General features: G+C 40.2%; 24 protein-coding genes and 3 pseudogenes. 13 read left to right on the top strand and 14 right to left on the bottom strand.

Features of this window, described 5'->3' with window-relative positions:
- Positions 1–23: 23 nt before the first annotated feature.
- The 3 genes and pseudogenes from NDM98_RS17640 to NDM98_RS17630 all read left to right on the top strand — a co-directional run bounded on the left by NDM98_RS17640 (position 24) and on the right by NDM98_RS17630 (position 2,831).
- A pseudogene (locus tag NDM98_RS17640) lies at positions 24–993 on the top strand (sugar phosphate isomerase/epimerase family protein).
- Positions 994–1,026: 33 nt separating this feature from the next.
- Positions 1,027–2,052, top strand: a complete 1,026-nt coding sequence (locus NDM98_RS17635) for a Gfo/Idh/MocA family protein (protein WP_251610495.1) — start codon at positions 1,027–1,029, stop codon at positions 2,050–2,052.
- A gap of 20 nt (positions 2,053–2,072) precedes the next feature.
- Positions 2,073–2,831: a sugar phosphate isomerase/epimerase family protein gene (locus NDM98_RS17630; RefSeq protein WP_251610488.1), complete on the top strand. Its 759-nt coding sequence runs from the start codon at positions 2,073–2,075 to the stop codon at positions 2,829–2,831.
- A 768-nt stretch (positions 2,832–3,599) separates the two neighbouring features.
- On the opposite strand, the gene NDM98_RS17625 is transcribed toward NDM98_RS17630, so the two are convergent.
- The 4 genes from NDM98_RS17625 to NDM98_RS17610 are packed head-to-tail and all read right to left on the bottom strand — an operon-like array spanning position 3,600 to position 5,871.
- On the bottom strand, positions 3,600–3,998 hold the full coding sequence (locus NDM98_RS17625; RefSeq protein WP_251610486.1) for an MFS transporter: 399 nt from the start codon (positions 3,996–3,998) through the stop codon (positions 3,600–3,602).
- Entirely contained in the window at positions 3,967–4,350 is a 384-nt protein-coding gene (locus tag NDM98_RS17620; RefSeq protein ID WP_251610484.1) for an MFS transporter, read from the bottom strand. The genes NDM98_RS17625 and NDM98_RS17620 overlap by 32 nt, the downstream gene beginning before the upstream one ends.
- Positions 4,320–4,808, bottom strand: a complete 489-nt coding sequence (locus NDM98_RS17615) for an MFS transporter (RefSeq protein ID WP_251610482.1) — start codon at positions 4,806–4,808, stop codon at positions 4,320–4,322. The genes NDM98_RS17620 and NDM98_RS17615 overlap by 31 nt, the downstream gene beginning before the upstream one ends.
- Before the next feature lie 16 nt (positions 4,809–4,824).
- Complete coding sequence (locus NDM98_RS17610; RefSeq protein WP_251610481.1) at positions 4,825–5,871, bottom strand: ArsR/SmtB family transcription factor; 1,047 nt, start codon at positions 5,869–5,871, stop codon at positions 4,825–4,827.
- Between the two features lie 177 nt (positions 5,872–6,048).
- On the opposite strand from NDM98_RS17610, the gene NDM98_RS24730 reads away from it, so the two are divergent.
- The 4 genes and pseudogenes from NDM98_RS24730 (at position 6,049) to NDM98_RS17600 (ending at position 8,525) form a co-directional block, all read left to right on the top strand.
- Positions 6,049–6,156 carry a MerR family DNA-binding transcriptional regulator gene (locus tag NDM98_RS24730; protein WP_373370423.1) on the top strand — a complete coding sequence of 36 codons (108 nt, stop codon included), beginning with the start codon at positions 6,049–6,051 and terminating at the stop codon, positions 6,154–6,156.
- A pseudogene (locus NDM98_RS24725) lies at positions 6,122–6,253 on the top strand (MerR family transcriptional regulator); the annotation flags it as partial. The gene NDM98_RS24730 and the pseudogene NDM98_RS24725, both read left to right, overlap by 35 nt.
- A gap of 57 nt (positions 6,254–6,310) precedes the next feature.
- Positions 6,311–6,802, top strand: coding sequence for a hypothetical protein (locus tag NDM98_RS17605; RefSeq protein ID WP_251610480.1), 492 nt, complete (start codon positions 6,311–6,313; stop codon positions 6,800–6,802).
- Positions 6,765–8,525 (top strand): ABC transporter ATP-binding protein, encoded by a 1,761-nt coding sequence (locus tag NDM98_RS17600; protein ID WP_251610479.1) that lies wholly within the window; start codon positions 6,765–6,767, stop codon positions 8,523–8,525. The genes NDM98_RS17605 and NDM98_RS17600 overlap by 38 nt, the downstream gene beginning before the upstream one ends.
- A gap of 40 nt (positions 8,526–8,565) precedes the next feature.
- On the opposite strand, the gene NDM98_RS17595 is transcribed toward NDM98_RS17600, so the two are convergent.
- The 3 genes from NDM98_RS17595 to NDM98_RS17585 are packed head-to-tail and all read right to left on the bottom strand — an operon-like array spanning position 8,566 to position 10,624.
- Positions 8,566–9,297, bottom strand: coding sequence for a DNA glycosylase AlkZ-like family protein (locus NDM98_RS17595; RefSeq protein WP_251610478.1), 732 nt, complete (start codon positions 9,295–9,297; stop codon positions 8,566–8,568).
- Complete coding sequence (locus NDM98_RS17590; protein ID WP_251610477.1) at positions 9,222–9,740, bottom strand: DNA glycosylase AlkZ-like family protein; 519 nt, start codon at positions 9,738–9,740, stop codon at positions 9,222–9,224. Before NDM98_RS17590 ends, NDM98_RS17595 begins: the two co-directional genes overlap by 76 nt.
- The gene (locus NDM98_RS17585; RefSeq protein WP_251610476.1) at positions 9,737–10,624 is read right to left on the bottom strand and encodes a GNAT family N-acetyltransferase; all 888 of its coding nucleotides are present in this window, start codon (positions 10,622–10,624) and stop codon (positions 9,737–9,739) included. Before NDM98_RS17585 ends, NDM98_RS17590 begins: the two co-directional genes overlap by 4 nt.
- Positions 10,625–10,827: 203 nt before the next feature.
- Here NDM98_RS17585 and NDM98_RS17580 point away from each other — a divergent pair, with 203 nt between their 5' ends.
- Both NDM98_RS17580 and NDM98_RS17575 read left to right on the top strand, forming a co-directional pair.
- Positions 10,828–11,379 carry a DUF6612 family protein gene (locus NDM98_RS17580; RefSeq protein ID WP_251610475.1) on the top strand — a complete coding sequence of 184 codons (552 nt, stop codon included), beginning with the start codon at positions 10,828–10,830 and terminating at the stop codon, positions 11,377–11,379.
- Positions 11,372–11,749, top strand: coding sequence for an LPXTG cell wall anchor domain-containing protein (locus NDM98_RS17575; RefSeq protein ID WP_251610473.1), 378 nt, complete (start codon positions 11,372–11,374; stop codon positions 11,747–11,749). The genes NDM98_RS17580 and NDM98_RS17575 overlap by 8 nt, the downstream gene beginning before the upstream one ends.
- Positions 11,750–11,803: 54 nt before the next feature.
- Here NDM98_RS17575 and nagE read toward each other — a convergent pair.
- From nagE to NDM98_RS17555, 4 genes and pseudogenes are all read right to left on the bottom strand, one after another.
- Positions 11,804–13,173, bottom strand: a pseudogene (gene nagE, locus NDM98_RS17570) (N-acetylglucosamine-specific PTS transporter subunit IIBC).
- Positions 13,174–13,290: 117 nt separating this feature from the next.
- On the bottom strand, positions 13,291–14,547 hold the full coding sequence (locus tag NDM98_RS17565) for a YeeE/YedE family protein (RefSeq protein ID WP_251610472.1): 1,257 nt from the start codon (positions 14,545–14,547) through the stop codon (positions 13,291–13,293).
- A gap of 148 nt (positions 14,548–14,695) precedes the next feature.
- Positions 14,696–15,037, bottom strand: coding sequence for a magnetosome magnetite crystal formation protein family (locus NDM98_RS17560; protein ID WP_251610470.1), 342 nt, complete (start codon positions 15,035–15,037; stop codon positions 14,696–14,698).
- A 165-nt stretch (positions 15,038–15,202) separates the two neighbouring features.
- Positions 15,203–15,880, bottom strand: coding sequence for a YesL family protein (locus tag NDM98_RS17555; protein ID WP_251610468.1), 678 nt, complete (start codon positions 15,878–15,880; stop codon positions 15,203–15,205).
- Between the two features lie 160 nt (positions 15,881–16,040).
- Between NDM98_RS17555 and NDM98_RS17550 the strand changes: the two genes are divergently transcribed.
- Positions 16,041–16,961: an ROK family protein gene (locus tag NDM98_RS17550; RefSeq protein WP_251610466.1), complete on the top strand. Its 921-nt coding sequence runs from the start codon at positions 16,041–16,043 to the stop codon at positions 16,959–16,961.
- A gap of 547 nt (positions 16,962–17,508) precedes the next feature.
- On the opposite strand, the gene NDM98_RS17545 is transcribed toward NDM98_RS17550, so the two are convergent.
- Both NDM98_RS17545 and NDM98_RS17540 read right to left on the bottom strand, forming a co-directional pair.
- Entirely contained in the window at positions 17,509–17,829 is a 321-nt protein-coding gene (locus NDM98_RS17545; protein WP_251610464.1) for a hypothetical protein, read from the bottom strand.
- A gap of 65 nt (positions 17,830–17,894) precedes the next feature.
- Positions 17,895–18,881 (bottom strand): Gfo/Idh/MocA family protein, encoded by a 987-nt coding sequence (locus tag NDM98_RS17540; protein ID WP_251610462.1) that lies wholly within the window; start codon positions 18,879–18,881, stop codon positions 17,895–17,897.
- A 202-nt stretch (positions 18,882–19,083) separates the two neighbouring features.
- Here NDM98_RS17540 and NDM98_RS17535 point away from each other — a divergent pair, with 202 nt between their 5' ends.
- The 3 genes from NDM98_RS17535 to NDM98_RS17525 all read left to right on the top strand — a co-directional run bounded on the left by NDM98_RS17535 (position 19,084) and on the right by NDM98_RS17525 (position 22,186).
- The gene (locus NDM98_RS17535) at positions 19,084–19,479 is read left to right on the top strand and encodes a hypothetical protein (protein WP_251610460.1); all 396 of its coding nucleotides are present in this window, start codon (positions 19,084–19,086) and stop codon (positions 19,477–19,479) included.
- Complete coding sequence (locus tag NDM98_RS17530) at positions 19,421–19,957, top strand: STAS domain-containing protein (RefSeq protein WP_373370427.1); 537 nt, start codon at positions 19,421–19,423, stop codon at positions 19,955–19,957. The genes NDM98_RS17535 and NDM98_RS17530 overlap by 59 nt, the downstream gene beginning before the upstream one ends.
- 342 nt (positions 19,958–20,299) lie before the next feature.
- Entirely contained in the window at positions 20,300–22,186 is a 1,887-nt protein-coding gene (locus NDM98_RS17525; RefSeq protein ID WP_251610456.1) for an LTA synthase family protein, read from the top strand.
- A gap of 134 nt (positions 22,187–22,320) precedes the next feature.
- Here NDM98_RS17525 and NDM98_RS17520 read toward each other — a convergent pair whose 3' ends face one another.
- Positions 22,321–23,208, bottom strand: coding sequence for an SDR family oxidoreductase (locus NDM98_RS17520; protein ID WP_251610454.1), 888 nt, complete (start codon positions 23,206–23,208; stop codon positions 22,321–22,323).
- Between the last annotated feature and the right edge of the window lie 58 nt (positions 23,209–23,266).

The raw sequence follows: 23,266 nt of genomic DNA, 5'->3' as shown, positions 1-23,266 counted from the left end.
TTACTATTTTAGGAGGAGTTTATATGAAACTTGGAGTTTTTGCCGTATTGTTTGCGGATAAACCGTTAGAAGAAATGCTAGATCATATCAAGAGCCTGGGGTTAGAAACAGTTGAGATTGGAACGGGTGGTTACCCTGGAAATGCTCATTGTAACCCTTCGGAATTATTAGCTGATGAGTCGAAGTTGAAGGCTTTTCAGCACGCTGTTGAGAGCAGAGGTTTAACGATCAGTAGCTTAAGCTGCCACGGTAATCCGATCACACCAGATCGTGAATTTGCAGAACGTTGCCATCAAGACTTTCTTGATACTGTTCGATTAGCTGAAAAACTAGGTGTTGAGGTCGTCACAACTTTCTCAGGAACTCCTGGCGCTTATGAAGGAGCTAAAGCACCAAGCTGGCCGGTAGCGCCATGGCCAAATGAGCATGCTGAAATTTTAAAATGGCAGTGGGAAGAAAAACTGATTCCTTATTGGAAAGAAGCAGGGCAATTTGCGAGTGATCATAATGTGAAAATCGCACTTGAGTTGCATGGTGGGTTCCTCGTACATACCCCAAGCAACCCTTTTAAAGCTTCGTGAAGCTGTAGGTGATGTCATTGGCGCAAACGTCGATCCGAGTCATCTATGGTGGCAAGGGATCGATCCCGTAGCTGCGATTAAAATCCTTGGAAAGCGCAATGCAATCCACTTTTTCCATGCGAAGGACACATACATTGATCAAGAAAATGTGAACATGCATGGTTTGTTAGATATGCAGTCATATGCCAACATGCAGGATCGCGCATGGATCTTCCGCTCTGTAGGATATGGCCATGACCTAAAGGTTTGGTCAGACATTATTAGTGCACTACGAACAGTTGGGTATGATGGGGCGATTAGTATTGAACATGAAGATGGCTTAATGTCCATTGATGAAGGGTTCAGTCGTGCCGTATCAAATCTACAGCAAGTGTTAATCAAAGATCCAGTTCCAGACATGTGGTGGCTATAAAAGAAATTGCGGTTATAGAGAGGGGAAAATGTGATGAATAAATTAAAAGTAGCTGTCATTGGTAACGGTAGTATCGCCAAATACCGTCATATTCCAGAATATGCAAGTAGAGAAGATGTTGAATTTGTTGCGTTTTGTGACTTCACAATCGAGCTTGCTGAAGCGAACGTAGAACAATTTGGTGGAAAAGCTTATACAAGCTATGAAGAGCTATTAGCAAATGAAGAGGTAGATGTTGTTAGTGTCTGCACACAAAACGTTGATCACGCAAAAGTATCAATTGCCGCAGCGAACGCGGGTGCACATGTACTTTGTGAAAAACCAATGGCCACATCACTAGATGATGCCAAGGCTATGATTAAAGCTGCCAAAGAAAATAACGTTCAATTAATGATTGGTCACAACCAAAGACTGATGCCTCCTCATGTGAAAGCAAAGGAAGTACTACAATCAGGTCGTTTAGGTAAAGTCCTTACATTTAAAACAACCTTTGGTCACGGTGGTCCAGATGCATGGAGTGTACAAGGTGATGAGAGCTGGTTCTTTGATAAATCAAAAGCATTTGTTGGAGCAATGGGAGATCTAGGCGTACACAAAATAGACCTCATTCGCTGGCTCTTTGATGAAGAGGTCTCTGAGGTTGCTGCATTTGTCGAAACACTTGATAAGCAAGGCGATGTGGACGATAACGCGACATGCCTACTGCGTATGCAAGGTGGAGCAATTGGCACAATGGCAGCAAGCTGGACTTACTACAAAGGTGAGGACAACACAACGAGCGTCTATTGTGAAAATGGTGTGCTTGAAATTAAGGATAACGCCAATGAGCAAGTGGTTGTGCGTTTAAATAACGGTACAGTTGAACGCTATCAAGTTGGAGCCATTGCTACAAATGATGCAGGGGGCCAATCCTCTAGCGGTGTGATTGATGCCTTTTTAGATGGAATTATAGAAGGTACAGAACCTGTCATTAGTGGTGAAGAAGGAATGAAGTCATTAAATGTAGTGCTTGCAGCTCTAGAATCAGCAGAGACTCGCGCTTTTGTAAAAGTAAACTAGTCTTGAGAGGATGAACATATATGGCAAAGCTACCAATCGCCCTGCAGTTATTTACATTGCGAAATGAAACAAAGGAAGATTTCCTAGGAACACTTAAGAAAGTAAAAGAACTTGGTTATGATGGAGTTGAATTTGCTGGATTTGGTGGCTACGAAGCTTCAGAGCTAAAATCATTTCTAAACGATCTTGACCTAAAACCTTTCTCTAGTCACGTAGGTCTTGAACTACTAGAAGACAATGCAGAAGAGATTATTGCGTATCACAAAGAACTTGGTGTCGAGACGATTGTCATCCCATATCTTGTACCAGAGCGTAGAACAGCAAAAGAAGACTACCTAAAGCTTGCCGAGAGTTTAAATCTTTATGGTGAGAAGGTTAAAGAAGCTGGAATGCAGCTTTGCTATCACAATCATGATTTTGAATTTGAGAAATATGACGGAGAATATGCTCTTGATCTGATTTTCTCAAATACAAATCCAGAATTTGTTCAAGTTGAATTAGATACCTATTGGGCTGAATTTGCAGGAATTTCTGCAGTCGACTATGCAGCCAAATATAAAGGGAGACTACCACTAGCTCACATTAAAGATTTAGTGACAAGTCCCGAAAAGACCTTTGCTGAAGTTGGAGAAGGTGTACTGGACATTAAAGCTATCGCAGCAGCAGTAGAGGAAGCCGGAGCCAAACGCTTCATCGTGGAGCAAGACGTATGCCAAAGACCTGCACTAGAAAGTGTGGAAATTAGCATCCGTAATTTCAAAGAAATCCTAGGTCGATAAATTTAAGTCATCAAAAAAGCCGATCCCACTGGGATCGGCTTTTTTGTTTCAATTCAGAAATACATAGCAGGGAAAAGGTGTGGTGTTCTTGCTGATAAGGCAGTCCTCTTGCTGAAAGAAGAGAAGGTATTGGAGAGGAGCTGATCGGTCTTGTTATCCCGCACCGGATCTTGGATAGGAGGTGAACGGTCTTGGTATCCCGCACCGGATCTTGGATAGGAGGTGAACGGTCTTGGTATCAAGCGCCGGATCTTGGAGAAGAGGTGAACGGTCTTGGTATCATGCGCTGGATCTTGGAGAGGACTCAAAAGGTCTTGGTAACCCGCACTTAATCTTGGAGAGTAGGCGATCCGTCTTGGTATCCCGCGCTAGGTCTTGGAGAGGACTCAAAAGGTCTTGGTAACCCGCACTTGATCTTGGAGAGGAGCCGATCGGTCTTGGTATCATGAGCTGCATCTTGGAGAGAAGCTGATCGGTCTTGGTGTCCCGCGCTGCATCTTGGAGAGAAGCTGATCGGTCTTGCTGTCCCGCGCTCGATCTTGGAGAAGAGCCGATCGTTCTTGGAATCACGCGCTACATCTTGGAGAGGAGCCGATCGTTCTTTGTTCTTGGTGTCACGCACTCGATCTTGGAGAGGGCCCAAAAGGTCTTGCTGTCCCGCGCTACATCTTGGAGAGGGCCCAAAAGGTCTTGCTGCCTCGAGCTATATCTTGGAGAGCACCCAAGCGGTCATGCTAACCCGCATCCCCGTCCTCACTCTCGCCCTCGTCACCCTAACTCCATCATTTCCGCATGAAGGAAAATGAGAATGGAGCCACTTGCCAAGATCCCGCCAATTGCTATTGTGAGGTGTGTGCCAATCATATCGCCTAGTAGACCCGCAACCAAAGCGGCTAGTGGAATTAAAGCCATGGTGATAAATCGACTGCTGGCTTGTACTCTGCCAAGCATATGCTCCGGGGTTATTTTTTGTCTCAATGTTTTGATGACGGGGTTAAAGCTGGCTGCACAAAAGGTCCCAATTGCATTAGCAATGAGCAACGCTGTATAGGATTGGGCAAGTCCAAGCCAGATCAGTGAAAGGCCGCCACCTAGATAACCCCAAAAAAGAATACTCCGCTGACTCGCAACTTTTCTAATAAATACAGATAAAAACGAACCAAGCAATCGCTGCGGCCCCACCAATAGATAGGAGCCAGCCAATCTCTATCGCGGTTAGTCCGATTGTTGCTTGAAGGTGGAAGATTAATAGAGTGAGAGAAATGGTAATGCCAAAACTAATGAGGGCACTACTTAAATTGGTTAAAAGGAGAATTTTCTTCTGATAAATAAAATGAAAACCTTCAGCGACATCACGAAAAAATCCGCCGTTCCGTTTTTTGATTGACTCTTTATGTACGGGAACTTGGATAAACAGGACAGCTATAAAAGCAACAAAAAATCCAATACTATTTGCTATGAGTCCAACACCTGGGTGAATGAAAGCAATTAAAAGTCCGCCAAGTGTTGGCCCGACCAAAATAGGGTGTGAAACATGCTTGATTCTATTGTGTTGGCAAGTTGGAGATCATCTTTTTTTACGATCGAAGGAATGACAGCAAATTGTGCGGTGTTATAAAGTTGAGTACAAGTGCCAATGATGAGAGCGGCGATAAAGAGATAAATTATATGAAGTTCGTCGACTAAATATAGCCCACTCAAAACTAGTAAGACAAAGGCTCGTACAAAATCACAGAGAAGCAGCAATGTTTTTCTTGAATATCGATCGACAACTGGCCCAAGCAGTGGTTGTAGCCAAACAGTTGCGTGACCTAGTGCTGCAACTGTACCCATTGCGATGGTAGAACCCGTTAGTGCTAAAACGACGAGAGGAAGGGCAATTAAATAAACTTGAGCCCCTGCAAAAGAGACCAAGTTTCCTCCCATAAGCCAGTAAAATGCATGGTTTTTACGTAATGTATAAGCAACCTCGGTCATTCCTTAACCTCCCTTTTTAATTTGCTAGATAGTCAGTAAGTCCTTGTCCTAATTGCTGAAGCTTTGACTCATTTAAGCTATAGATTGACTTATTTGTCGAGACGAGTTTGGCTGATCGTAGCTGTGTGAGATGGTGATGCAGAGTTGATTTTGGCATATCTAGTGTGGCAGCTAGTTCCTGTAAGCTTTTTGGTCCGGTAAAAAGAAGTTTGACCATTTTTAGTCTTGCTTCATCTCCAAGTGCTTTGTAGGAAAGAGCAAGCATTCGATCTGGAATAAGAGGATCACCTGGATGGATACTAGCATTGGCAATGGGATAATAGAAAACTTTTGTTCCTTTTAAGTCCGCAACAATGGTCCATGGTCGATATGAATAATGAGGGATGAGAATGACATCTGTTACAGATGGTTCAGGTTGATAATCAATGCCGTCTGTGACAAACTCCACGAAGGATTCTGCATGGCTATATGTTTTTTGCTTGTCTTGTTTCATCGAGATGTCTCGAATTAACATGTGGTCGAGTTCTTCTTGTTTTTCTGACATAACTTGTTCAAACCAGCCTGTCATAACAGCGATTAAATGGGTTTTAAAAGAAGGAATGTCAGTTGTACAAATAAAGCGGATGTAGTCAGGCAAAAAGACAATATGTTGACCGGCATCTGCATATTCATTGATGGCGTCGGAGTCTCCTTTTGCAGCTTGAGCCAAAATGGGTTCTAGTATTTGATTTAAATATGGCAGGCAGTGATGTCTCATTTCCACTGGATCTAATGAGTGAATGAACGTTTGAAAACCGTCTAAAGAATGATCCTCAAAATGATGAAGAAGCTGAAGCAATGCTTTCCAAGTGTTGTGAGTGTGAACGGTTTCTAGTTCCGTTTTGAGGTCGGAGGAAATAACTCCATCTCGAACCGGGGCAAAAAACTCCTCTTCCGACAGCGTATCTTTAAGTTTCTCGTGTGTAATAGCAGCTATGCCTAGAGCACATTCCCACAGCAAGGAATGCTGAAATGACACCTGATAGCTCTCTCGATTTGGATTCGAATAATCTAATATCTTCATCTATTTGTCTCCTTTATCTTCCATTGTTTGTTTCAGTATACCTAAAGCCAAAATTATATTCAATATATATAGAATGTAAAATTCCGTAAAATTAGAATGAGAAAAAATTAAAATCCCCTCTTGTGCATGACGTAACGTCAGGGGATATACTCTATTTAGGGGAAAGGAGCAAGCAACATGGAGCATGTATATACCATTGGAGAATTTGCGAAATTGACGGGGACCACCGTGAGAACCTTGAGATTTTACCATAAGAAAAAACTGCCTGGTACCATCTTCGTTTAATGAAAAGGGACACCGACTTTATAGTAAGCAGGACCTTTTTCTATATCAAAAGATCATTACGTTTAAATATCTAGATTATTCATTAGATCAAATTGCAGAATTCCTTCATAATCCTGAACTTAATTTAATTGAAACAATTTCATTTCAAAAACGTATGCTTGTTGAAAAGCAAAAGAATTTACAGAAGGTTATTGATTCATTAGAAACGGTTGAATCCGTGCTAAGTGATGAGGGTGAATCAGACCCTCAGTTGATCCTTTCGTTTATTCATACATTTCAGCAAGGAGAAGAGAAAAAACAATGGTTATCCTCCTTTTTATCTAAAGAAGTTGTTGATGTGTTATTTTCCTTGGTGACTCAAAAAAAATATTGGATGCTGCTATCAGAACTTACGAACATTATGAAGAGTGACGCCTCATCAAGTGCAGAAGCACAAATTAAGGTAATGGCTCTTTCTAAATCGATCGAATCATTATTTACGCCAGTGATGATAGAAGAGCTTGAAAGACATGCAGATAGAATAAAAGATGTTCCACCTTTTCTTATGGATGAGGTCAGTACAGAATTAGAGACGTATTTAAACGAGATGCAAAAGGAGATGCAAAAGAATGAAGGAAGCAAAACAGATACCAAATCAACCACCTAAGTGGAGAGAATTCTGGCAGTTATTAATGAAATATAGACCATCCTTATGGTTAATGAGTGGAGCACTTGTACTAGGACTTGGAGAAACGATTCTTTCCCTACTGGTTCCACTTTTGACGATGCAGTTAGTTGATGTTTTATCTGTTACTACGATATCAACGGGCTTAGTTGTTGGCCTGGTTGGTGTATTTTTGGCTCAAGCCGTTATGTCTGGTTTCTCGATCTACATGATGACACGTGTTGGTCAGCATATGATTGCTAAGTTGAGAGAGGATCTTTGGAAGCATGTAGTGAAGCTGCCGATCCCATTTTTTGATAAACGGAACTCTGGAGAAACAATGAGCCGGATCACCAATGACACAAATGTCATCAAAGAATTTGTGGTGATGCAGATTATTCCTTTTTTCTCAGGACTCATTTCAATCATTGGTTCAGTTATTCTTTTGGTTATTATTGATTGGAAAATTACATTAATGATGCTTGTTATTATTCCAGTGGCCTTTGCCATTTTAATGCCGCTTGGTCGAAAAATGTATAAGGTATCCAAAGCCACTCAAGATGAGACGGCGCAATTTCAAGGCGATCTAGGCCGTGTCTTATCAGATATCCGACTAGTAAAGTCTTCTCTTGCTGAACCTAAAGAAGAAGAGCAAGGAATGACTAGAATTACAAAGTTATTTCGATTTGGTTTGAGAGAAGCAAAAATCAATGCGTTTGTCACGCCATTAATGATGACGGTGAACTTAGTCATGCTTGTTTTCTTAATTGGGTACGGTGGATTTCGTGTGTCAGAGGGCACACTAAGCGCAGGGTCGCTAGTAGCGATTATCTTATATATGTTCCAAATTATCGTGCCATTTAGCCAAATGGCCACATTTTTCACCCAATCACAAAAGGCAATGGGAGCAACAGAACGTATTCGCGAGATTATGGATGAAAAGGTTGAAGAAGACCTTGAGCATTCAACACTTGCAAACAACGAGAGACAGGAAGGGCTTGTTTTTAATCGCATTACATTTGGTTATTCCGAGGACAAACAAATTTTAAATGATCTGTCCTTCACAGTAGATAAAGGAAAGGTAACGGCATTTGTTGGTCCAAGTGGGGCAGGAAAAACGACGATCTTTTCGCTTATCGAACGTTTCTACCAGCCAACCGGTGGAAGCATTTTATTTGAGGGAAATAAGCTAACTGACTTTCAATTAAGAGAATGGCGCAATAAGATTGCCTATGTTTCGCAGGAAAGTCCAATGATGGTTGGTACCATCCGAGATAATTTAACGTATGGTCTTGAGGGAGTAACTGATTCACAGATAGATCTGGCAGTAGATCAAGCTAACCTACGCGAATTTATAAATGGCTTACCTGATCGATATGATACGCAGGTTGGTGAGCGGGGTGTGAAGGTGTCTGGTGGTCAACGTCAACGATTAGCGATTGCGAGAGCGATTATTCGAGATCCAGAACTTTTGCTTTTGGATGAGGCGACTGCCCATCTTGATAGCACATCTGAAAGCTTAGTGCAGGAAGCGTTGCAGGGATTAATGAATGGAAGAACAACATTGGTTATTGCGCATAGATTATCGACGGTTCGTCATGCCGATCGACTAATCGTATTAGAACAAGGCCAGGCAACTGGTATTGGAACACATGAAGAATTAATCCAAACTCATGCTGTTTATCGCGAAATGGTTGAACAGCAGTTTGAACCAGTCTCTTCATAGCATGAAAAAGCTCAGCATCCATCTAGGATGCCGAGCTTTTTTACTTATCGTCCCATTGAACCTTATCCGCACCAATTTGTTTTGCTAATAAAATGAGTCCTTTTTCAATTCGTTTTAATCGACTTTTTGTCTGCTTAAACCCTGGATCTACCGTTAGATTCTGCACGATGAGAGTACCATTTTGTCGATCAAACAAGGGGTCCATTTTGCCAATTAATTGATCTTGATCGAGTATTGGCATACCATATGCTCCAAATTGTCTTTTTTCTTTTGGAATGTAGATTTCCCATCGATAATAAAAGGAGAAGATATCAACTAAGCGATCTCTGCTCCACAATAAGTTATCGAGTGGAGGAAGAAATTGAACATAATTAGTCGGTGAGCTACTCAAGTCATTCTTTAATAATTCAACATCCTCGGCTAGTACCGCGTATGTTCTGTCTACGCCTTCGATCTCAACTGGCACAATATGGCCATTATTAATCATGTTTTGATGAATACTACGTCTGTCTGCTGCTTTAAACTTTTGCCATCCATATCGAGCATCATTCGCACTAAACAGGCGATAGCTCCGATAATATTTTTGTAACAATAGATGACTTGCTTCAGTTGGGCTAATATCAGAAGCGCGAAGTAGCAACTCTTGCGGGATTACTTTCTCAGTTAAATCAAAGTATCTAGTTGCACCTTCTCGTTTCACAACTTGAATGTCACCAGTTCTATGTAAAAGGGAGAGAACATGAGAGGATTCCTTTGTGGTTGCCTTATCCAAATCCAGCCCCCATAGACCTTGCTTGTAGAGGCAAAGTCTCTTGAGCTGAGTGGACCTTGTTCATGTAGTACGTGCTTCACATGAGTGACAGTGGCAGCATAACGTGATAACTCAGACTTAAAGGATTCTTGGCGATGTTTTCTCTGATATTCAAAAAGAGGGTAGTCTTCAATTGGCAAAATACACGCTTCATTTGCCCAATATTCAAATGCGAGACCAGCCTCGAGCAGTTGACTGAAGCTGCCTTTTTGATAATCTGGTACTCTACCCATCAAAACAAGGTGGTGATTCCGTTCAACAGTAGCTACAGGATCAAGTTGAATCGCTCCAAGCTGTCTCCACGTCTGTTCCGTCGAATTTTTTTCGTTCATAGAATCTAAACCAAGTGCAGTAATCAGGAAGCGTCTAGCTGTTTGCGTACTGATTCGAATGGGTGAACTCATTCGTTATTCTCCTTACTGTATAGAACTTGAGAGGTTAACTCGTATATTTCTTTGAATTGTGCTCTTTTATACAGCCGAATAGCAGGCATTGATGAAGCGGAAACACAAAGTGAAATTGACTTGATAGAGGAAAATGAAAACAGAAAGGTAATCGCTGAGTGAAGCAAATGAAACCCAATACCAACGCCTCTAGCTGACTGATCGACAGCAAAAAAATGAATATCGCTCTCACCTTGGGCAGGATCAGCCTCGACATATATATATCCTTTTACAGTCTCCTCTTTAAAAACAAATAGTTTGTGATGCCGATCGATAGAGTTAAGAATTTGCTCAGAAGACATATATGTATTAGGAAAGTGAGTGGTATGTAACAGAGAAAAGGCTTCAACATCCTCTTGCCCACAAGGCTTAATGGCATTATGAAGAGGTATCGGTTGATAGGTTGATCGATCTATTCTCAGAACATGATGATTACCCGTTTCTTTTGCTCCAAGCTTTTTAGCAAAATGAACCGCCTGATGATTATGTACATTTGCGAAAAACGAATAGGTTCTTATATTAAACGAGATAAGCTCTTTTAGAGCAGTCCAAAGTTTAATTGGTACATCATCCATCGCCGTGTCTGTAAGAAATGGACCCCAAACTTCCACGGAACGTTCTTCTTTATCTACATCAAAGGCGAGTAGTGCAATCATTTTTTGATTTTCATAAGCACAGACTGCAGATTGATTAATAGGCAGGTCAGAAAAATCCTCTAAGATCGTCTGTTTGATCTCTTCAAAGTCAGTACCAGCATATCCAATATGTTTGTTAAGCTGTTGATTACATTCAAAAATAAACGAGGCCATGTCTTGACCGTTTGCTACAGGTTGAATCCTATACATATTAGTCACCCCTTTGTTATCAAATTAATTTTACCACATGAAGAAATAGGTAAAAATATAAAAGAAAGCGGTTTAATAGAATAATTCCTTGGGTAGACAATTTAGGAGGGACAAGTAACATATTCAATAAATTTGAAACTGCTTATTACATACTAAATAATCTAACATACTTATCTCTCAATAAAATGAGAAGGGGTTTTTATATGTTGAGAAAGACGATTACACCACTTTGTCTAATCACTCTTGTAACAGTTGCTTTACCGTCACAGGCTTTTGCAGATGAGGATGTAAGTGCAGTAGATATTCTTGAAAAGTCTAATCAGGCGATGCTTGAGCTAGATAGCTACTCAAGTGAAACGGTTATGGAGATGACCATGCCGGGTGTCGAAGGTGAAGATCTCACCATCAAAACAACGTCAAAAGAGGATGTGACGTTAGATCCGTTTGCGATGCATCAGGTTGTAACTACAGCTATTCCTGGTGAGGAAGAGACAACATTAGAATCCTATTGGACAGAAGATGGTTTCTATCAGGAGTCAGAAGAGGGAGAATGGATCAAGCTTCCAGAGGAGCTCTCTGATGGTTTGGATGAACTCATGCAAATGGCTATGGCAGGGGATCAAGTTGAACAGGCCGAAGCATTTGGAGAAGACATGAGTGTGGAAGAGACAGATGACGCTTACATACTAACGTACGATGGCGATGGAGAAGCTTTAGAAGAAGCGATCAGAATGGATGAGCATGTCCATGGGTGATGATGACGCTATGATGATGGATGAGTTACTGGGTCAGATTACGTACAATGAAATGAACTACGAAATGACAATCGACAAAGACACTCACTATATGACAGAGTTAACGATGTATACTGATATGGATATTGAGGTAGATGGTGAGAGTAGTAATACGACCCAATCGATCGACATGACCGTTCATAATTTTAATGGTGTAGATCCGATCCATGTTCCTGAAGATGTTCTGGAAAATGCTACACCATTAGAAGAGGAAGGCGGAGCATTACCAGATACAAGCACAAACAATCCACTTTTAGCATTAATGGGTGGTGGCTTAACACTTGCAGGTGTAGCTCTTTATTTGAGAAGAAGGCAAGTGCAACATACGTGAATGAAATAAAAATGACCAAGCTTCCGATTTTAGGGAAGCTGTTTTTTTAAATGATTATAGAAGGGAACGCATTTTGTCAGCTAAAAACTCTACATCCGTTCCGATGATCACCTGGACATCTTTATCACTTAATTTGATGACGGCTTTGGCTCCGAGTTCTTTCATTTTTGTTTCATCGATTTTTGTCGTTTGTTTTACTTCTATTCTTAAGCGCGTTACACAGTTATTAAGAGCGTGGATATTATCTTTCCCACCTAAAGCCTCTAAATATTGAGGAGCTAATTCGGCATACCTCTCTGGACCAGATGCTTGTTGAGTGTCTATTTTTGCAGGCTCATCATCCTCACGACCCGGGGTTTTAATGTTAAAAGTTCGGATGAGAAAATAGAATACTAGAAAATAGACAATGCTATAACCGAATCCAACAACAAGCAACAGACCTGGCTTGGTGGCAATACCTCGATTTAAAACATAATCAATAGCTCCAAGCTGAAAAAGTAAATCCATGAAGAATACCTAATTCACTTACAATCATCATCGAGGAAGCGGTTAATAAGGCATGTACAACATAGAGTGCAGGAGCTAAAAACATAAAGGTAAATTCAAGTGGCTCAGTAATTCCTGTAAGAAAGGATGTAAGAGCCAAACCGCCTAATAGGCCAGCGACTTCTTTTCTCCGCTCACTTTTAGATGCTAGAATCATAGCCAAACAAGCAGCAGGTAGTCCAAACATCATAATCGGGAAAAAGCCCGCCATAAATCCGCCTGCAGTAGGATCACCTGCAAAAAAGCGATTCAAATCCCCTGTGCTACCATTATAATCGCCAAATACAAACCACACGAGACTGTTTAACACATGGTGGAGACCAAGTGGCAAAAGTAACCTGTTTAAGAAACCAAATATACCAACACCAATTGTACCTGCACCAACAATCCATTGCCCAAGTGAGTCGATGCCTTCTTGAACAAATGGCCAAACTACACCAAAAAAGCCAGCTAATAAGAGCATTGAAAAAGCAGTAATGATTGGAACTAGTCGTTTCCCACTAAAAAAACCGAGCCAAGCTAGGTAATTGAACCTGATGAAACCGATTATAAACTAACCCGGCAATAATTCCTGAAATAATTCCACCTAAAATAGACATATCAAGGTCCGGATCAATCGCTTGTGTGCCATTTGAAAGAACAAAAAACGCGATAGCTCCTGATAAAGCAGCAGAACCATGACCATCTTTTGAGAAACCAATGGCCACACCAATCGCAAAGATTAATGCAAGATTATCAAAAATCGCAGCTCCTGCAGCATTCATAAAGGCAATGTTAAAAAGGTCTTCCTCACCAAGGCGCAGCAATAAACCCGCGGCAGGTAGAACAGCAATCGGAAGCATAAGAGCTCGTCCAATCCGTTGCAGAAAACGTAACATATGATCACTCCTTTTTTTATTATCTAGTTGTCTATACCATGTGCTGTGGTTAGAGTATATGATAACACAAAAAAACGGTGAGCTTTTAGTCATTCTTAGCTCACCGTTTTAATTCATTTAGCATAAAGAATCTTTTGGTTTTGGATTAGCCAAGCCAAATAATGGTCGGATGAATAAGGCAAGACCTGTTCCGAGTATCGCCATCACAGCCCACACCCAACCGTGTAGACTAAATGAGGCAATCCCTCCGAAATACGCACCAATATTACATCCGTATGCTAAACGGGCTCCGTACCCCATTAATAAACCACCGATAATAGAAGCGCCAGCAACACCTGGTTTCACTCGTTTAGGATTAAAGGTACCTTGCAGCGAAGCGGAGACAAAAGCACCTAGGATAATCCCAAAGTTAAGTACACTTGTTGAATCAGCTAACACCGAGCTTGATAATGCCTCGGCATTTGCGCCAGTGAAATATTCCCATGAAGCAACATCAATACCAATAAAATCAAGGAACTTTCCGCCCCATAAAGCGAATGCTGATGTAATGCCCCAAGGAGTTCCACGCACCGCAAGAACTAAAGCATTTAACACAGCAAGAATAATGGCAGCTGAGAACAATGGCCACGAACCGCGTACTATTTTCTTAAACCCACTTGTTGTAGATAATGGTTTCATCATCGGAGGGTTTTTCCACTTAGCAAATAAAACAGTTCCAAAATAGATCGCTGCAAAGAGTGCCATTTGAAGCGCCCATCCACCGAAATATCCAAATCCAGTAGATTCAGCAAGCGAGAATGGCTCCATTTGCGGAGTTCCTTGCCAAAAAGCAATATGATAAGCACCAGCCACTGAACCGACAATAAAGAAGAATAGTGTCAGAATCATAGAGGATGAACCCCCGCCAACAGAATATAGAGTTCCAGAAGCACATCCACTACCTAGCTGCATACCAATACCAAACATAAATGCCCCAACTAACACACTCACACCAACGGGTGATACATATCCGGTTGGATCTGTCCCGGTAAAACTAAAACCAGTAGCAAAAATAAGAGCAAATAAAGTTGTCGCTGCAGCAAGCATAAGCATATGTGCTTGTAATCCCTGCACATTCCCTACTGAAACAAGTCTACGAAATGCAGAAGTAAAACCAAAACGCGCATATAATAAAGCCATTCCTAAGGCAATTCCAATGATAAAGAGAAACCCCTGTACCCAATCAGCCACAATAACAGTTGCGGTAAACAACGCAATGATACCTAAAAGACCAATCATTACATATGGTTTTTGAATTGGTTTAATCGGGCCCTTAACAGTTGTAGAACGCTGATCCCAGTTTTGTGGGATAGCTGAAGTAGTCGTCTGAGCCATATATATAATTCCTCCATTCTATATGAAACAAGTTATGCACGGTTTAATATATACCCTGAGAAATTGTATGTAAACCAATATGGGTTATGGGGATTAGAGGAGAAGAAAAAAGACTACCTCATAATAGAGATAGTCTTTTGTAACAACGTTATTTAATTAATTTTGTTTCACCGATAATTGGTAGTGGCTTCATTTCGCCTTTAGATACATTTAAAACCCCAATAATGAATATAGCGAGCATAAGTAGACCAAAGATAGGACCAAGCAAAATGTTTAATAAACCTGGAACAATACTTGTAATAAGATAACCCGCTGCCCAAATGATTGTTACTAATGCGCCTTGATTAGCATGATAACGTGCGAATGGAGATTCCTTTGCTGCGAGTAGTGGGATTAAGAATAAGATGGGAATATAAGCTACGATTGCAAATAACTTATTATCTTGTGCATCTTTCTTTGAATCGGTCTGTACGCTTTGTGGTTCGTTCATAAGTAATTCCTCCCTTAAATTGTTATCTTTCTAGTATGTATATACCCAACTTCACTAGAAAAAGTTTCGAAATTACAAAAAATATCCCAAAATGAGTAGTTAGGATCATTTAAATACATATAGTGGATATTGATGGGTATTAGGACCCGAACTAAAAAAACAACCTTACATGCCTGACACATGAGAGGTTGTTTTTTGAGTAGCTGCTTTTTCTTCACGAGCCTGCTGTTTCATAAGCGCCATTTGAATAACGGCGTATGAAATTCTCATAATGATATAAGCAGGTACACTTGCTCCAAAGAAGATAATCGTTGCTGGAAATGATATCATCGCATATCCAGATGTTCCTAATGCAACGAGTAGAACAATAGATAATAAAGGATTAACGGCCATTAAGAAAAAGGCGGTTTTAAAGACGTTTTTAATGCTTAATTGATAATGAACATAAACCGGGAAAACAAACAAAGTTCCTAAGGCAACAATTAAGGTTACGATCAGTACGGGATAATAAAAATAAGCAACAATACCTTCCCCACCAAAAGTGAGTAAGAACTGAAGATCTACATAAAGGATAAAACCAATCAATAATAAAAATAGACCAATGATATTTCCGCGTACAAAATCTTTTTTGAAATACGAGAAAAATGTCTTAAAGACTGGAGTATCCGTTTCACCCATGATCCATTTTCTTATAACAGCAAACATGGCAAATGTCGAAGGGAAAACAGTAAATAGTACAAGACCTGCAAGAGTAAAACCAAGCCATAATAGGTTGAGGTAAGCCATTCGAGTAATCCACTCTGCAACCTTCTGTAAACCACCCATTGGTCCGCGCATATCCATTTATCAAACCTCCAAATCTATATTAGAAAACGATTTCAAATAATCTTTACAAGCTGTGTCAAAGAGACATACAATTAAGTGAGGAAATAAATATATATCCACTATATCATGTTTACCTATTTAAGTGAACGCTTACATTCAGAATGAAAAAAAGGAGAGAATGATGAAAAAACATGCGATCGGAATTGACATTGGTGGGACTAAAATAGCAATAGGATTAATAGATGAAACTGGCACAATTGTTGCACAGTCGGTTATCAAAACAATGCCTAAAGATGTGACGCCAGAAACAAAAATAGCTGAGGTTGTCATTGAAGTAAAGCAACTACTTACGAAAAATAATGTAGAGGAGAAACAATTAACAGGCATTGGAATAGGAGCACCTGGCCCGCTAAATACAAAAGAAGGTACCTTAACCGAACCACCCAATCTACGAACGTGGTGGGGAGCGCCTGTTAGAAAATGGATTGAAGAAGCTTTTAATTGTCCGGTAGTAATAGAAAATGATGCAAATGCAGCCACATTAGCTGAAAAATGGCTTGGGGCAGCTAAAGAGTGTGAGCATTTTGTTTTTATGACGATCAGCACAGGAGTAGGTGCAGGAATCTACAGCCACGGAAGATTACTGACAGGAGCTTACGGAAATGCCGGTGAAATTGGACATGTTGTTATAGATCCAGCCTATGGAACATCCGCTTGCGGCCAAAAAGGAACCCTAGAATGGATTGCCTCTGGAACTGGAATTGCTCGTCAAGCACAGGCGTTAACAGGCAAATCAATGACAGCGGAAGAGGTATTTAAAGAAAGTAACAACGGAAATGAAGAATTAAAAGAATTAGTGAACACAGTCTATGAAAAAATCGGAGTTGGATGCGTAACTTTAATCAACCTACTCGAACCCGAAAAAATCATACTTGGTGGAGGCGTAACTAAAGTCGGCGAGCCTTTATTTGCTGGAGTCAAAGCCTATGTAGAGAAATACGCAATAAGTTCAGCAGGAAGAAAAATCGAAATCGTCCCAGCAGGTCTAAACCAGGATGCCGGATTACTCGGTGCCGCTGCGCTTATTTTACAAAAATAAAGTGAGGGTATAAGCGGAATCTTAAGGGGAGCCAAGGGAAAAGGGCGGTTAATCAAGACAGGGTGGGTGTAAAACAAGAACTCAAGCTCCATACCAAGACCCCACCTCTGCTAGCAAGAGTCAGGCAGTGAAAGCAAGAACCCCGCGTCCAACCAAGAAGGAGAGGGGACTTAGCAAGAACATCGCGTGGAAAGCAAGACGAAGCGCGGCTAATGCAAGATGCGAGAAGTGATAGCAAGAAAGAATTCCGTATAATCAAGACGGATCGGTTGTGTAGCAAGAACCATGCCTTGATAGCAAGGCGGAATGTGAGTTAAGCAAGAGGTAAGGAGAGAAAGCAAGAAAGAACGCCGTTTAATCAAGACAGAGTGGGTGTATACCAAGCCCGAGCGCACCATACCAAGCTCGAGTGCCCTATACCAAGACCGATCGCCATCTACCAAGACCCCATTCCTCCCCAGTCAGAGAAACGCTCTCAATACAAGCCCATCCACAATAAGAAAGGCGAGAGGGACAACCTAACATGTCCATCTCGCCTCTTTTTCTCTTATGGCATTATGTCTGCGACGATTTCTTTTGTTTCGAGCGTACCGAGATCATAAATCATCTGGTACACCTCTTTAAGGTCGCCTTGAGTTTGATTTTTCTCCTGATCTGCTTTTCCTTCATCAAAAGGATTTTGTAATATTTGTTGTTGTTCAAAGTCTTCGGATTTAACTCGTTCGAGTAATGCGGCGAGCTGATCTTTTTCTTTTGTTGTAGCGTAGATCTGATATTGGATTGTGTTATCAGGTGTTTTGGTTTTAGTGATGGACATTAAAGCCATATCTAATGTGACATAATACGATTCACGCTTAAAGGTAGACATATGTTCGCTCCCTTTCTAAAATGTGTTATTCATTCTATACCCACATTTCAGGGGACGTACTCGTATTAATCGTTAGGAAAGACGAGACCAATTTGTCGGCGAGCTTCGTCTAAAACTTGTAATGTGATCGCTGTGTTTTTGTGGCTGTTATCCACGGATTCTAATTTCTGTTCTTTTATTAATGAAGCGAACTCAACAGCCTCATAATACATTGGGTTATTATGCTTGTCCGTAGAGATGGTGGTTTGAGTGGCTTGGTTCCTATCATATAAAGTCAAGGTGTGAAAGTCATTCCAGTTTTCGATGACGACATTGCCATGTTCACCTTGGATTTCAGATGGAAGCTTGGAATTAGTGATTTTTGAATGGTTAATGATTATTTGAGATTCCTTATATTTAAGCAAGAGGCTCCCTGCACCGTCTACGCCTGATTCAAGCATGTGACCCTGAGCTTTTACTTCATCAGGACGTCCAAAGAGGGCGATAACTGGGTAAATTCCATACACACCTATATCCATTAAAGAACCGTTTGAGTACTCTGGCTTAAAGGCATTTAATACTTGTCCATTCTTAAATGCATCATAACGTGAAGAGTATTGACAGTAATTTGCGAAGCCTGAGCGAATCGGGCCAAGTTTGTTTAGAGACTGTTTAAGAATTGAGAAGTTTGGAAGTTGTGTTGTTTTCATGGCTTCCATGAGCACGACTTGGTTCGCGTGGGCGAGTTCAGACATGCTTTCCCATTCTTTGTAGCTTGATGCAGCGGGTTTTTCAACAATTACGTGTTTCCCGTGCTTAAGCATCAATTCGGTTTGTTCTGCATGAAATGAAGTTGGGCTAGCGATGTAAACCGCATCGACATAATCGCTAGTAGCAAGGTCATCTAATGATGTGTATGTGTGCTTCGCCCCATGAGCTTGTGCAAATTGTTCTGCTCGGTCATTCGTTCTTGAATAAATAGCTGAAAGTTCATAATCAGCTATTTTGGAAATGGCATCTAAAAATCGTTCTGTAATAAAATTTGTCCCAATGGTTCCTAAACGTATTGGCATGCCGCAACCTCCTTTATAGTTTAAAACGCCATTATCGTACCATTCTTTCAAAAACTCTGCATCTATCATGGGTGTAATCCGATTTAATATGGTAATAGACTTTCCATCTACACAAAAAAAGTATAAAGTAGGACTTGAATACTAGATAAATACTAAATATTTTCTGTTAATATATCGTAATCGTTTGGAGGTTATAAATAACATGGTTGTACAAATGCAAAAAGAAGCAAGGAAACTTAATCTGAAGAGCTTTTCAGATTTTGAAGAAGTAGCAGAGCAGGTTCTGCTGTTGCTTAGTCATCAAATTAATATCAATACCTTATTTATTGCCAAGAATGATTTAAAGACAAACCGTATTATGCATGCAATAAATAAAGATCGTGTCTTATTAAATGAAGGGGATGAGCTGGATTATAACCAAACCTTTTGTAAGCTGAGCGTTGACTTTGGCAAGAGGGTTCTAGTCATCCCAAGTATTAATGAAGATTTGAATGCGTGTGGGTTAGAACCAAGCTCAAAATCTTGGTGGAGGAAGTTTCATAGGGATCCCAATCTACACAGCCTGTGGCAATATATATGGAACGATTTGTGGGCTTGATGATCAGGAAATAGACTTTTCTGATGATGATATTGAGTTATTTAGAACATTGGCTTCTTTACTTTCATATGTCTTAGATTTAGATCACGCGTATCAGCAATTATCTGATTTAGCGGCACCACTTGTACCAATCGCAAAGGGAATTGGAATCATACCGGTGGTAGGAGAAATTACGTCCCAACGAATGGACTCCATCCTAGATAAAATTATGGTTAAAAGTAATGAATTAAACTTAGACTATTTGTTAGTAGACGTCTCGGGTATTCTGAGTATAGATGAAGATCTTGGGGAACATTTTTTGCGAATGGCTCAGATGCTTAGGCTTATCGGAGTAAAAGCTATTTTCACAGGAATCCGACCTGATTTAGCGATGAAGATTAATCGTCTACATACAAACTTCATGAAACTTACAACGTTTGGAACAATGGCACAAGCTATGGCTAGCATTGGTTTTACACCGCCAGATCTGTCTAATTAACTCGAAGCAAGTCGTACCATCAGAATGAATGTTCTGATGGTTTTTTTATTTTTAACGTATTCTTATTTATTTTTACATAATCGTAACTTTTGTTGAGGTTATACCGTATACTTCTTAACAGTATGTTTACACAGAGCGATGTACGTCAATGGATTCTACTGAAAAAAAGTAGTTTAGTTTAAGCTTGATTTTTGGTATAATCGCTTCTTGGGTGTAAAATCCATGCGTTTAAACTCTTTTTTTTGTGGAATAGGGTACAAAAAGTGTTTGATAAGAGTTAAAGATAAGATTAAATTTGAAAACGCTAATTTCTTGAAATGAAAGAGAGGAGCACCAAGTATTATGGAAAAAATAAAGTCTGCTATAAGTCGACTAAAGTTATATTGGTTGGCCGTTCTTTTGTTAACTATAAAATCGTATATTCTTTATAAAGTTGGATTCAACATTTCCTCAGACAATATGTTGCAAGAGTTTCTTCTGATCATTAACCCATTAAGCTCAGCGGTATTGTTTTTTGCGATTGCATTGATGTTTAAGCATAGGCTTAGGAATATAATGATTGTTGCATTTAGCTTTATCGCAACTCTAGTATTGTATTTCAATCTACTTTATTACCGATTTTTCACTGATTTTCTTACGTTGCCAGTACTATTTCAAACAAGTAATTTGAATGATTTAGGTACTAGTATTGTTGGTTTAACTCATTATGCTGATTTGCTTCTATTTGCGGATATACTGTTACTATCCGTTTTAATTGCTACTAAAAGAGTTCCAGCGGTTAATCGTTTGAAGAGAGAGCCTGTTATTCTCATGTCGCTAGCAGTTGTTCTTTTTCTAGCGAATCTTTCCATTGCACAAGCAGAACGCCCACAGCTGTTGTCTAGATCGTTTGACCGTGAGCTTCTTGTTAAAAACATCGGGTTGATGAACTATCATGTGTATGATGGTTATATTCAATCTCAATCTCGTGCGCAACGCGTATTTGCTGATAGCTCTGATATCGTAGAAGTTAAGAATTACGCACAAGCTAATCACAAGGAACCGGATCCGGAACTATTTGGTATTGCTGAAGATAAAAATGTTGTAATGATTTCACTTGAATCTATCCAATCATTTGTCATCAACAATACAGTTAATGGTGAAGAGGTCACACCGTTTCTTAACGAGTTAATTGAGGATAGTTATTATTTTGAAAACTTCTATCATCAAACAGCACAAGGAAAAACATCAGATTCAGAGTTTATTGTTGATAACTCGATGTTTGGTCGTGATAGTGGTTCAGTCTTCTTTACGCATGGTGGAAATGAATACAATGCACTGCCTGAGTTTTTGAGTAATGAGGGAATGTATACCTCAGTCATGCACGCTAACAATAAGAGTTTTTGGAATCGTGATATCATGTACCAATCACTTGGCTATGATCAATTTTTTGATGTAGGTAGTTATGATGTGAATGAAGAAAATTCTGTTGGTTGGGGGCTAAAGGATGTTGATTTCTTTGAGCAGTCGATTGACTTATTACAGTCGCAGCCTGAGCCTTTCTATACAAAATTCATTACGTTAACGAACCATTTTCCTTTTGAACTAGGCGAAGAAGATAAAATGATTGACGAGTACGATTCAAATAGTGGAACCCTAAATCGATTCTTCCCTACAGTTCGGTATATGGATCATGCGGTAGAGCGATTCTTTGAAGAGATGAAGGAATCAGGTATGTATGAAGATACGATCTTTGTCTTGTACGGTGATCACTATGGGATTTCTGAGAACCATAATAAAGCGATGAGCCAGTATCTTGATAAAGATGAAATTACACCTTTTGATACGGTTCAGCTGCAACGTGTACCAATGATTGTTCACATTCCTGGGCATGATAAGAGTGAAACCATTAGTACAGTTGGAGGACAGATTGATGTTAAACCAACATTAATGCATTTGTTGGGTCATAGTACACGTAACGATATCCATTTTGGAACAGATTTATTTTCACCAGAAAATGATTCAATGGCCGTGCTACGAAACGGTAGTGTAATAACTGACGATATCGTTTATACAAACAATACGTGCTATGACAAAGAGGGCGAAGAAATTGAAGAAGAAGTGTGCGAACCTCATGTTGAAAAAGGCATAAATGATCTTGAACACTCAGATCGTATTATATACGGAGATTTATTCAGGTTCTTTGACTCACAAGAAGAAGGAACGGATCAAGCTGAAGATCAAGATTAAGTAAAGTAACATATAAAGGAACCACAGTAGCTCGTAGGAGTGCACTGTGGTTCCTTTTTGTTTTATCGGAAATTGATGAATGCAAAAAAAAAGTACCAATCACATAAGAGTACGATCGGTACTTTCTAATAAAGTTATCCGTTTACAACACTTCCACCATTAACATGCATCATTTGACCTGAGACATAGGAAGAGTCATCAGAAGCTAGATAGACATAAGCCGGAGCAAGCTCTGCAGGCTGTCCTGCTCGTTTCATCGGAGATTGATCTCCGAATTGAGCGACGTCTGCAGCAGGGAATGACGCGGGAATAAGTGGAGTCCAGATTGGACCAGGAGCAACACCATTTACACGAATGCCTTTTTCAACAAGGTTTGTAGCAAGTGATCTCGTTAGAGCAACAATCGCACCTTTTGTTGCCGCATAATCCATTAATACTGGATTCCCTTTGTACGCAACAATAGATGCAGAATTAATAATGGAACTGCCTTGTTTAAGATGGGGCATCGCAGCCTGAATAAAATAAAAATAAGAGTAGATATTCGTTTGAAAGGTTCGGTGGAGCTGGGAAGAGGAGATATCTTCAATTTTTTCTTGGTAATGTTGCTCGGCTGCATTATTCACTAGAATATCCAACGTCCCATAAGCTTTGACGGTTTTTTGTACTGCGTCTTGGCAAAACGTTTCATCGCCAACATCACCACTCAGAAGCATACAAGAGACACCTTTTGCTTCAACAAGTTGCTTTGTTTTTTCAGCATCCTCATGTTCATTTAAATAAACAATACTTACATTTGCACCTTCTTTAGCAAATAGAATGGCAACAGCCCGTCCAATTCCACTATCTCCACCCGTAATCAAAGCGGTTTTTCCTTTAAGCTTTGCACTTCCTGTGTAAGTTGGATCGTCATATAAGGGTTCAGGAGTCATCTCACTTTCTATACCAGGTTGAACAGATTGCGTTTCGGCAGGTTTTTGCTTCATTTGTTCCTGCTTGCTTTGAATATCTTTTTGACTCGACATGATAGACAGTTCACTCCTCTATGCAAGATAGTACTAGTCATTACCTATTATAGAATCC

This window comes from Alkalicoccobacillus plakortidis, from assembly GCF_023703085.1.
GTDB classification, from domain to species: domain Bacteria; phylum Bacillota; class Bacilli; order Bacillales; family Bacillaceae_D; genus Alkalicoccobacillus; species Alkalicoccobacillus plakortidis.
The sequence above is the reverse complement of the archived record's forward strand: the minus strand, read 5'-3'. Positions and strand labels throughout refer to the sequence as shown.